The organism is Acinetobacter sp. 1294243, assembly GCF_000588015.1.
In the GTDB taxonomy this organism is placed as follows: Bacteria; Pseudomonadota; Gammaproteobacteria; order Pseudomonadales; family Moraxellaceae; genus Acinetobacter; species Acinetobacter pittii.
In genome coordinates, this window is the sequence record NZ_JFXG01000035.1 from 1 (window position 1) to 10,982 (window position 10,982).

A 10,982-nucleotide genomic window follows, 5' to 3' on the forward strand; every position below is an offset into this window, starting at 1 on the left:
AGAGAATTGAAGAACAACTTGTGTGGATTTTTACTGGTTGATTAATCGAAATAATTTTCATTGATTGATTGGTTTAAATTACTCGAAGTTTATTTGAGCGAAATTTAAGTCAGTAATTGATGAGCCAGAATTGGTACCTTGTCTTTAAATAAGGTACAAAATGATTTTAACTGAAGAGTTTGATCATGGCTCAGATTGAACGCTGGCGGCAGGCTTAACACATGCAAGTCGAGCGGAGAGAGGTAGCTTGCTACTGATCTTAGCGGCGGACGGGTGAGTAATGCTTAGGAATCTGCCTATTAGTGGGGGACAACATTTCGAAAGGAATGCTAATACCGCATACGTCCTACGGGAGAAAGCAGGGGATCTTCGGACCTTGCGCTAATAGATGAGCCTAAGTCGGATTAGCTAGTTGGTGGGGTAAAGGCCTACCAAGGCGACGATCTGTAGCGGGTCTGAGAGGATGATCCGCCACACTGGGACTGAGACACGGCCCAGACTCCTACGGGAGGCAGCAGTGGGGAATATTGGACAATGGGCGCAAGCCTGATCCAGCCATGCCGCGTGTGTGAAGAAGGCCTTATGGTTGTAAAGCACTTTAAGCGAGGAGGAGGCTACTTTAGTTAATACCTAGAGATAGTGGACGTTACTCGCAGAATAAGCACCGGCTAACTCTGTGCCAGCAGCCGCGGTAATACAGAGGGTGCAAGCGTTAATCGGATTTACTGGGCGTAAAGCGCGCGTAGGCGGCTAATTAAGTCAAATGTGAAATCCCCGAGCTTAACTTGGGAATTGCATTCGATACTGGTTAGCTAGAGTGTGGGAGAGGATGGTAGAATTCCAGGTGTAGCGGTGAAATGCGTAGAGATCTGGAGGAATACCGATGGCGAAGGCAGCCATCTGGCCTAACACTGACGCTGAGGTGCGAAAGCATGGGGAGCAAACAGGATTAGATACCCTGGTAGTCCATGCCGTAAACGATGTCTACTAGCCGTTGGGGCCTTTGAGGCTTTAGTGGCGCAGCTAACGCGATAAGTAGACCGCCTGGGGAGTACGGTCGCAAGACTAAAACTCAAATGAATTGACGGGGGCCCGCACAAGCGGTGGAGCATGTGGTTTAATTCGATGCAACGCGAAGAACCTTACCTGGCCTTGACATAGTAAGAACTTTCCAGAGATGGATTGGTGCCTTCGGGAACTTACATACAGGTGCTGCATGGCTGTCGTCAGCTCGTGTCGTGAGATGTTGGGTTAAGTCCCGCAACGAGCGCAACCCTTTTCCTTATTTGCCAGCGAGTAATGTCGGGAACTTTAAGGATACTGCCAGTGACAAACTGGAGGAAGGCGGGGACGACGTCAAGTCATCATGGCCCTTACGGCCAGGGCTACACACGTGCTACAATGGTCGGTACAAAGGGTTGCTACCTAGCGATAGGATGCTAATCTCAAAAAGCCGATCGTAGTCCGGATTGGAGTCTGCAACTCGACTCCATGAAGTCGGAATCGCTAGTAATCGCGGATCAGAATGCCGCGGTGAATACGTTCCCGGGCCTTGTACACACCGCCCGTCACACCATGGGAGTTTGTTGCACCAGAAGTAGCTAGCCTAACTGCAAAGAGGGCGGTTACCACGGTGTGGCCGATGACTGGGGTGAAGTCGTAACAAGGTAGCCGTAGGGGAACCTGCGGCTGGATCACCTCCTTAACGAAAGATTGACGATTGGTAAGAATCCACAACAAGTTGTTCTTCATAGATGTATCTGAGGGTCTGTAGCTCAGTTGGTTAGAGCACACGCTTGATAAGCGTGGGGTCACAAGTTCAAGTCTTGTCAGACCCACCATGACTTTGACTGGTTGAAGTTATAGATAAAAGATACATGACTGATGATGTAAGCTGGGGACTTAGCTTAGTTGGTAGAGCGCCTGCTTTGCACGCAGGAGGTCAGGAGTTCGACTCTCCTAGTCTCCACCAGAACTTAAGAGAAGTTCGGATTACAGAAATTAGTAAATAGAGATTTCGGTCTTGGTTTATTAACTTCTGTGATTTAAGTATCACGGTATTAAGCATGACCTGACGAAGGCGTGTTTATTCATTAACAGATTGGCAAAATTGAGTCTGAAATAAATTGTTCACTCAAGAGTTTAGATTAAGCAATTAATCTAGATGAATTGAGAACTAGCAAATTAACTGAATCAAGCGTTTTGGTATATGAATTTAGATTGAAGCTGTACAGTGTTTAAGTACACAAACAACAGATAGTAGCGATGAAGAATCGCACGGACAACACTCACTTGTAGGTGTTGACGACTGTTTGGGGTTGTATAGTCAAGTAATTAAGTGCATGTGGTGGATGCCTTGGCAGTCAGAGGCGATGAAAGACGTGATAGCCTGCGAAAAGCTCCGGGGAGGCGGCAAATATCCTTTGATCCGGAGATTTCTGAATGGGGGAACCCACCTACTTTAAGGTAGGTATTGCAACATGAATACATAGTGTTGCAAGGCGAACGAGGGGAAGTGAAACATCTCAGTACCCTTAGGAAAAGAAATCAATTGAGATTCCCTCAGTAGCGGCGAGCGAACGGGGATCAGCCCATTAAGTTATGTGTGTTTTAGTGGAACGCTCTGGGAAGTGCGAACGTAGAGGGTGATATTCCCGTACACGAAAGGGCACACATAATGATGACGAGTAGGGCGAGGCACGTGAAACCTTGTCTGAATATGGGGGGACCATCCTCCAAGGCTAAATACTCCTGACTGACCGATAGTGAACCAGTACCGTGAGGGAAAGGCGAAAAGAACCCCTGTGAGGGGAGTGAAATAGATCCTGAAACCGCATGCATACAAGCAGTGGGAGCACCTTCGTGGTGTGACTGCGTACCTTTTGTATAATGGGTCAGCGACTTATATTCAGTAGCGAGGTTAACCGTATAGGGGAGCCGTAGAGAAATCGAGTCTTAATAGGGCGTTTAGTTGCTGGGTATAGACCCGAAACCAGGCGATCTATCCATGAGCAGGTTGAAGGTTGGGTAACACTAACTGGAGGACCGAACCCACTGTCGTTGAAAAGCCAGGGGATGACTTGTGGATAGGGGTGAAAGGCTAATCAAGCCTGGTGATAGCTGGTTCTCCCCGAAAGCTATTTAGGTAGCGCCTCGGACGAATACCATAGGGGGTAGAGCACTGTTTCGGCTAGGGGGTCATCCCGACTTACCAAACCGATGCAAACTCCGAATACCTATGAGTACTATCCGGGAGACAGACTGCGGGTGCTAACGTCCGTAGTCAAGAGGAAAACAATCCAGACCGCCAGCTAAGGCCCCAAAATCATAGTTAAGTGGGAAACGATGTGGGAAGGCATAGACAGCTAGGAGGTTGGCTTAGAAGCAGCCACCCTTTAAAGAAAGCGTAATAGCTCACTAGTCGAGTCGGCCTGCGCGGAAGATGTAACGGGGCTAAAACTATGTGCCGAAGCTGCGGATTTGACATTAGTCAAGTGGTAGGGGAGCGTTCTGTAAGCCGATGAAGGTGTATTGAGAAGTATGCTGGAGGTATCAGAAGTGCGAATGCTGACGTGAGTAACGACAAAACGGGTGAAAAACCCGTTCGCCGAAAGACCAAGGGTTCCAGTCCAACGTTAATCGGGGCTGGGTGAGTCGACCCCTAAGGCGAGGCCGAAAGGCGTAGTCGATGGGAAATTGGTTAATATTCCAATACTTCTGTGTAATGCGATGAGAGGACGGAGAAGGTTAAGTCAGCCTGGCGTTGGTTGTCCAGGTGGAAGGATGTAGGTATGTATCTTAGGCAAATCCGGGGTACTCTATACTGAGATCCGATAGCAAGCTGTACTTGTACAGTGAAGTGGCTGATACCATGCTTCCAGGAAAAGTCTCTAAGCTTCAGTTACACAGGAATCGTACCCGAAACCGACACAGGTGGTCAGGTCGAGTAGACCAAGGCGCTTGAGAGAACTCTGCTGAAGGAACTAGGCAAAATGGTACCGTAACTTCGGGAGAAGGTACGCTGTTGTTGGTGATGGAACTTGCTTCCTGAGCTGACGACAGCCGCAGAAACCAGGCCGCTGCAACTGTTTATTAAAAACATAGCACTCTGCAAACACGAAAGTGGACGTATAGGGTGTGATGCCTGCCCGGTGCTGGAAGGTTAATTGATGGGGTTAGCGTAAGCGAAGCTCTTGATCGAAGCCCCAGTAAACGGCGGCCGTAACTATAACGGTCCTAAGGTAGCGAAATTCCTTGTCGGGTAAGTTCCGACCTGCACGAATGGCATAATGATGGCGGCGCTGTCTCCAGCAGAGGCTCAGTGAAATCGAAATCGCTGTGAAGATGCAGTGTACCCGCGGCTAGACGGAAAGACCCCGTGAACCTTTACTGCAGCTTGACACTGAACTTTGACCTTACTTGTGTAGGATAGGTGGGAGGCTTTGAAGTTGGAACGCTAGTTCCAATGGAGCCGTCCTTGAAATACCACCCTGGTAATGTTGAGGTTCTAACTCTGTCCCGTTATCCGGGACGAGGACCGTGTCTGGTGGGTAGTTTGACTGGGGCGGTCTCCTCCTAAAGAGTAACGGAGGAGTACGAAGGTGCGCTCAGCGTGGTCGGAAATCACGCGTAGAGTATAAAGGCAAAAGCGCGCTTAACTGCGAGACCCACAAGTCGAGCAGGTACGAAAGTAGGTCTTAGTGATCCGGTGGTTCTGTATGGAAGGGCCATCGCTCAACGGATAAAAGGTACTCTGGGGATAACAGGCTGATACCGCCCAAGAGTTCATATCGACGGCGGTGTTTGGCACCTCGATGTCGGCTCATCTCATCCTGGGGCTGAAGCAGGTCCCAAGGGTATGGCTGTTCGCCATTTAAAGAGGTACGCGAGCTGGGTTTAGAACGTCGTGAGACAGTTCGGTCCCTATCTACCGTGGGCGCTGGAAATTTGAGAGGATCTGCTCCTAGTACGAGAGGACCAGAGTGGACGAACCTCTGGTGTACCGGTTGTGACGCCAGTCGCATCGCCGGGTAGCTATGTTCGGAAGGGATAACCGCTGAAAGCATCTAAGCGGGAAGCCTACCTCAAGATAAGATTTCCCTAGGAATTTATTCCTCTAAAGAGCCGTTCGAGACTAGGACGTTGATAGGTTGGATGTGGAAGCATAGTGATATGTGAAGCTGACCAATACTAATTGCTCGTGAGGCTTGACTATACAACACCCAAGCAGTTGTATATGAAGCATCAATCGATTCATAAACATGCAAAGCAACTTGATTTAGTTATACTACTAGCTAAAATGAACAACGAAAAATCAGACCAATCAGCCCATCTGTAAAGATTTGGAAAACGCAACGTATCACACAGTGAATAAAACGAAGCAAGTATCCATACCAGTTGTGCTGGCGACCATAGCAAGAGTGAACCACCTGATCCCTTCCCGAACTCAGAAGTGAAACCTCTTAGCGCTGATGGTAGTGTGGGGTTACCCATGTGAGAGTAAGTCATCGCCAGCTCATTATTCTAAACACCCCCGTTCTAACGAATGGGGGTGTTTTTTTATGTGATAAAAAATATATGTGTGGGGGAATAAATATAAAATAGTAAACTATGATTTGAATCTTTAAATTTAATAGAAAAACTATACAAACGAAGAGTAGTCAATTAGACAAAATTAACAGAGAACTAGCTCCTCTTAATTAACTTTTAATAACAAGATTTCGTGTCTGACTTCATATGAGAACTATGTTTGATAGAATTAATTTAATAAGATTATTTTTATAATTGGAAAAATCTCTTTTTTCTTCTGCAAATTTCAGTTGGATATGTATGACAAATGGAGACTATATGTTATAAATATTAAATAGGCATGATTTTTGCTTGTTTTATGGAAAATGAAATATATGAAATTATCTGTTGGATTGAAAGTAGCGAATTCTCTATCGTTAACACCTCAATTGCAGCAGGCGATTCGTTTGTTACAACTCTCTAGTTTAGAGCTTGAACAGGAAATTCAGATTCAACTAGATAGTAATCCTTTACTTGAAAAAATAGAAGAAGAATCACTAACGGAGAGTCTGGCTGCATTAGAAAATAAAGAATCAGATGACTTAACGACTGAGCTAAATGCAGATCATTTGCCTGATGATTTACCTGTTGATACTGAGTGGGATGATGTGTATACCCATCAATCAACAGCTTTGGCTACTCCAGAATTTGAAGAGCGAGAGGATAATCGCCAAGTTCAATTATCGCTAAAGGAACATATTCTAGAACAAGTTAACCTTTTGCATTTTTCTAAAATAGATCAATTGATTGCTTATTGTATTGTTGATGCATTAGATGATAAGGGATTTTTAGATGCTGAAATTGAAGAAATAATTTTAGCGGCACAACAATTATTGAGTGAAATGGATATTGAGGAAGAGATCGAAGAAGATGAGGTTTTAGTTGTTTTAAAACACATTCAACGACTTGATCCTTTAGGGATTGGTTCGCGTAATTTAGCGGAATGTTTAAAGGTACAGCTCGAATTTCTACCCAAAGATGTTGAATATCTAAACGAGGCAAAAAATCTATTACAGTATTATGAGCTTTTGATAGCCAATGATCTTAACAAATTACTCAAGCAAACTGGTTTAACGAAAGACCAATTAAAATTTGCAATCAATCTTTTAAAAACGTTAAAACCTTATCCTGGTATGGATTTTGATAGGCAAGAATCTGATTATCAAATTCCTGATGTGGTGGTTTCAAAAAAAGATTTACATTGGCAGGGTCAGCTAAACCCAGATGTACTTCCTAAATTAAGAATTAATTCTTTTTACTCTAGTATGATTCGTAGAGCAGATCAGAGTGAGGATAATTTATATTTACGTAATCAAATGCTTGAGGCGAAAAACTTTATCAAAAGTATTGATGAAAGGCATAAAACGTTATTAAAAGTAGCTTCTTGTATTGTAGAGCATCAAAAAGCCTTTTTGGAAATAGGTCCTGAAGCAATGAAGCCGCTAGTTCTTCGAGATGTGGCAGAAGAAGTCGAATTGCATGAATCTACTGTTTCTCGTGTAACTACAAATAAATATATGCTTACGCCTCGTGGTCTATTTGAGTTGAAATATTTTTTCTCTAGCCATGTAGGAACAACAGCAGGGGGAGAGGCATCTTCCACCGCAATTCGGGCAATGATTAAGAAACTAGTCGCCAATGAAAATCCACGTAAGCCTTTGTCAGATAATGTAATTGCTACATTGTTAAAGGATGAGGGAATTGAAGTGGCTCGAAGAACGGTCGCAAAATATCGAGAATCGTTACATATTCCTTCGTCGTCTGAAAGAAAAGTCTTGATCTGAATTTTGAAGTATGGCTATTCTAGAGATTCATTATGACGAAATAATGAAATTTCATTTTCACCAAGAGAGTAACTAAAATGGTTTAATTGTTCTAAGTTTTCTTTTTGATAGCATTAAATCGTTTTAGTTCTTCTTTAGATAACCTAAAAAAGGTGAGGGATAGAATTATGCAAATAACGATTCGTGGACATCATTTAGCAATTACACCAGCTATAGAAGAAAATATTAAATTAAAATTTAATCAGTTAACAAAACACTTAGATCAGGTGAATAGTATGCAGATTAAATTAACAAAAGATCATCAAATTGATAAGCGCTCTCATAAAGGTAGTTCGAACCATGTTGCAGAGGCTATAGTAAGGTTGCCAGGAATTGAGTTGTTTGCTCAAGCAACTGCTGATGATATGTATACTTCAATTAAAAAACTAACTGAAAAATTAAAAAAACAATTATTAAAATATCGGAAAATGCAGTGCACTTATTCGCAAGTTGCTGTTTCTATTTAATAAGTTTTATATAATTGAAAGAGGCTTGAAACATAGCCTCTTTTTTATTGATAAAATATAAACACGTACTGAATTCTTTGAAAAAGTTATAGTAAAATACTTCGTTTTACACCTTAGGTTGCGTCAGAGGTCTTTGCAATGAATAGTGAACAGCTCACTCAAATTTTAAAAGAAGCTTTCCCTGAAGCGGAAGTAGCGGTGAGCGGACAGGCCGGAAAATTTGACCTCCGTATTGTGGATGATCAATTTGACGGTAAGCGTACTGTTGCTCGCCAACAATTAGTTTATGCACCATTAAATACTTATATTGCAAGTGGCGAAGTTCATGCGGTAACAATTCGTGCAATGACCAAAGATGAATGGCGTAAAGCAAGCCTTTTCGGAGCTTAAATATTAATGGATAAATTTTTAATTACGGGTGGTGTTAAGCTCGACGGGGAAGTGCGCATTTCTGGTGCTAAAAATGCAGCTTTACCATTACTTGCTGCAACTATTCTTGCAGACTCTCCAATTACGATCACTAATGTTCCAAATCTTAAAGACGTAAATACTTTGGTCAAGTTGATTGGTGGTTTAGGGGTTACAATCGGCTATGAAAATGACACAGTAAAAGCTGATACCTCTACTTTAGATAATCAGTTTGCTCCATATGAACTAGTAAAAACAATGCGTGCCTCAATTTTGGTTTTAGGACCATTATTAGCGCGTTACGGTAATGCGAAAGTTTCTTTACCAGGTGGTTGTGCAATTGGATCACGTCCAGTTGATCAGCATTTAAAAGCCTTAGAGGCTTTAGGTGCACATATTGAAGTTGAAAATGGTTATGTCCATGCTTCAGTTGAAGGTCGTTTAAAAGGCGGCGAAGTTGTTTTTGATATGGTTACCGTTGGTGGTACTGAAAACATCTTGATGGCTGCTGCACTGGCTGATGGTGTTACGACTATTCGTAATGCAGCTCGTGAGCCTGAGATCACTGACCTTGCTCAAATGCTCATTAAAATGGGCGCTAAGATTGAAGGACTTGATACTGATACTCTTGTTGTAACTGGAGTAGAAAGTTTGCATGGCTGTGAATATGCTGTGGTAGCTGATCGTATCGAAACGGGATCTTATTTGGCAGCTGCGGCAATTACGGGCGGTCGTGTCAAAACTACACATACCGACCCTGCATTACTTGAATCTGTTTTGGATAAGTTTGAAGAAATGGGTGCCGAAGTCACTCGTGGTGATGACTGGATCGAACTTGATATGTTAGGCAAACGCCCTAAAGCTGTAAGTTTTAGAACTTTGCCACATCCAGAGTTTCCAACAGATATGCAAGCTCAGCTTATGGCTGTAAATGCTATTGGTCGTGGATTTGCAACTATCTCTGAAACGATTTTTGAAAATCGTTTTATGCATGTTCCTGAATTGTCACGCATGGGTGCTAATATTCAGGTTGAAGGTCATGATGCTGTCGTGACTGGAGTAGAAACTTTACAGGCTGCACCTGTAATGGCAACAGATTTGCGTGCTTCGTTCTCTCTAGTTTTGGCAGCTTTAGTGGCAGAAGGAGATACCTTAATTGACCGTATCTACCATATTGACCGTGGGTATGAGCATGTCGAAGAGAAACTTCAAGGTTTAGGTGCCAAAATTAAGCGAGTAAGTTAATGAATGATGTAAGAAACGATGATCCTAATTTTGATGTGATGGGCAATTTTGATCATGGTTTGACCTTGGCACTCAGTAAAGGACGTATCTTAAAAGAGACGTTACCTTTACTAGCTACAGCGGGTATTAATTTGCTCGAAGATCCGGAAAAGTCCCGCAAACTCATTTTTCCTACTACGCATAAGCAAGTACGTATTTTGATTTTACGTGCATCTGATGTGCCTACCTATGTAGAAAATGGCGCAGCAGATTTAGGTGTAGCAGGCAAAGATGTGTTGATGGAACATGGCGCTCAGCATGTGTATGAGCTACTTGACCTGAAAATCGCTAAGTGTAAATTAATGACTGCTGGCAAAGTGGGAATGGAACGTCCAAAAGGCCGTTTAAAAATTGCCACGAAATACGTCAATCTTACACGTCAGTATTATGCAAGCTTAGGTGAGCAAGTCGATGTGATCAAACTCTATGGTTCTATGGAGTTAGCGCCTTTGGTGGGTTTGGGTGATTACATTGTCGATGTGGTCGACACTGGTAATACGCTAAGAGCGAATGGTCTTGAGCCATTAGAGGAAATTTGCAAAGTTTCTTCACGTTTAATTGTAAATAAAGCTAGTTTTAAACGTAAGCAAACTCTATTAAATCCAATCATTTCACAGCTTGAGCAAGCCGTTCAATCACGTTAAAAGCAATTTCCCATCATGCTTTTGTGATAGTTGCTTCAGATGATGCCCACAAGCGCTTAGAAAAAGAGTAAACTTGGTTTTTCTTTTTCGCCTTGTGGGTAAATTGATGCGACGTTTATCGACTCAAGATCAGAACTTCAAACAGGTTTTTGCTGAGCTTTTAGCATTTGAAACTGTAAATGATCTTAATTTAGTGCAAACAGTAGATCAAATTATTGCTGATGTTCGTCAGCATGGTGATGATCATGTTTTAAAGCTTACTCAACAGTTCGATCGACATCCTGCGCATCAATTTTCAGATTTAGAATTATCTCAACAACAACTTAAAACTGCTTTTGATAATTTAAGCCCAGAAATTCGTGATGCTCTAGAGTTAGCAGCAAAGCGTATTCGTACATTTCATGAAGCTCAGAAACAAGAGAGCTGGACTTATATAGATGATTTAGGTAATACATTAGGACAAAAAGTCACACCTCTAGACCGTGTGGGTATTTACGTACCAGGTGGTTTAGCCTCTTATCCGTCTTCAGTTTTAATGAATGCAGTGCCAGCCCATGTTGCTGGTGTACCTGAAATTATTATGGTTGTTCCTGCACCAAACGGTGAACTAAATCCATTGGTTCTAGCTGCGGCTTACCTTGCAGGAGTGAGTCGAGTATTCACCATTGGGGGAGCTCAAGCTGTAGCAGCGCTTGCTTATGGTACTCAGACTATTCCACCTGTAGATAAAATTACTGGCCCTGGAAATCGTTTTGTGGCGGCTGCCAAACGCGCTGTATTTGGTCAGG

Annotated in this window: 6 protein-coding genes, 2 tRNA genes and 3 rRNA genes; all 11 read left to right on the forward strand. The window is 43.0% G+C overall.

The genetic code is table 11. The features are described from left to right. The first annotated feature begins 167 nt into the window (after positions 1-167). Positions 168-1,705, forward strand: a 16S ribosomal RNA gene (locus J655_RS23755). A gap of 59 nt (positions 1,706-1,764) precedes the next feature. After that, positions 1,765-1,841, forward strand: a tRNA-Ile gene (locus J655_RS23760). 55 nt (positions 1,842-1,896) lie between these two features. Continuing rightward, positions 1,897-1,972 (forward strand) — tRNA-Ala (locus tag J655_RS23765). Between the two features lie 352 nt (positions 1,973-2,324). Beyond that, positions 2,325-5,215 (forward strand): 23S ribosomal RNA (locus J655_RS23770). 186 nt (positions 5,216-5,401) lie between these two features. After that, positions 5,402-5,516, forward strand: a 5S ribosomal RNA gene (gene rrf / locus J655_RS23775). The 16S, 23S and 5S rRNA genes sit together here with 2 tRNA genes alongside, the layout of an rRNA operon. Positions 5,517-5,903: 387 nt before the next feature. Further along, a complete protein-coding gene (locus tag J655_RS23780; protein ID WP_032007643.1) occupies positions 5,904-7,352 on the forward strand; it encodes an RNA polymerase factor sigma-54 in 1,449 nt (482 codons plus the stop codon). Positions 7,353-7,519: 167 nt separating this feature from the next. Continuing rightward, the gene (gene hpf, locus J655_RS23785) at positions 7,520-7,858 is read left to right on the forward strand and encodes a ribosome hibernation-promoting factor, HPF/YfiA family (RefSeq protein ID WP_002115387.1); all 339 of its coding nucleotides are present in this window, start codon (positions 7,520-7,522) and stop codon (positions 7,856-7,858) included. Between the two features lie 138 nt (positions 7,859-7,996). Next, entirely contained in the window at positions 7,997-8,248 is a 252-nt protein-coding gene (gene ibaG / locus J655_RS23790; protein WP_002115399.1) for a BolA family iron metabolism protein IbaG, read from the forward strand. Between the two features lie 6 nt (positions 8,249-8,254). Further along, positions 8,255-9,511, forward strand: a complete 1,257-nt coding sequence (gene murA / locus J655_RS23795) for a UDP-N-acetylglucosamine 1-carboxyvinyltransferase (RefSeq protein ID WP_002115380.1) — start codon at positions 8,255-8,257, stop codon at positions 9,509-9,511. Then, on the forward strand, positions 9,511-10,194 hold the full coding sequence (gene hisG / locus J655_RS23800; protein WP_005071248.1) for an ATP phosphoribosyltransferase: 684 nt from the start codon (positions 9,511-9,513) through the stop codon (positions 10,192-10,194). Before murA ends, hisG begins: the two co-directional genes overlap by 1 nt. A 106-nt stretch (positions 10,195-10,300) precedes the next feature. After that, a partial coding sequence (hisD, locus tag J655_RS23805) for a histidinol dehydrogenase (protein WP_032053380.1) occupies positions 10,301-10,982 on the forward strand: 682 nt, incomplete at its 3' end.

What these genes read in the sequence shown, in the direction of transcription:
- J655_RS23780 (WP_032007643.1), top strand. Translation starts at nt 5,904, where the DNA reads ATGAAATTATCTGTTGGATTGAAAGTAGCGAATTCTCTATCGTTAACA.
- hpf (WP_002115387.1), top strand. Translation starts at nt 7,520, where the DNA reads ATGCAAATAACGATTCGTGGACATCATTTAGCAATTACACCAGCTATA.
- ibaG (WP_002115399.1), top strand. Translation starts at nt 7,997, where the DNA reads ATGAATAGTGAACAGCTCACTCAAATTTTAAAAGAAGCTTTCCCTGAA.
- murA (WP_002115380.1), top strand. Translation starts at nt 8,255, where the DNA reads ATGGATAAATTTTTAATTACGGGTGGTGTTAAGCTCGACGGGGAAGTG.
- hisG (WP_005071248.1), top strand. Translation starts at nt 9,511, where the DNA reads ATGAATGATGTAAGAAACGATGATCCTAATTTTGATGTGATGGGCAAT.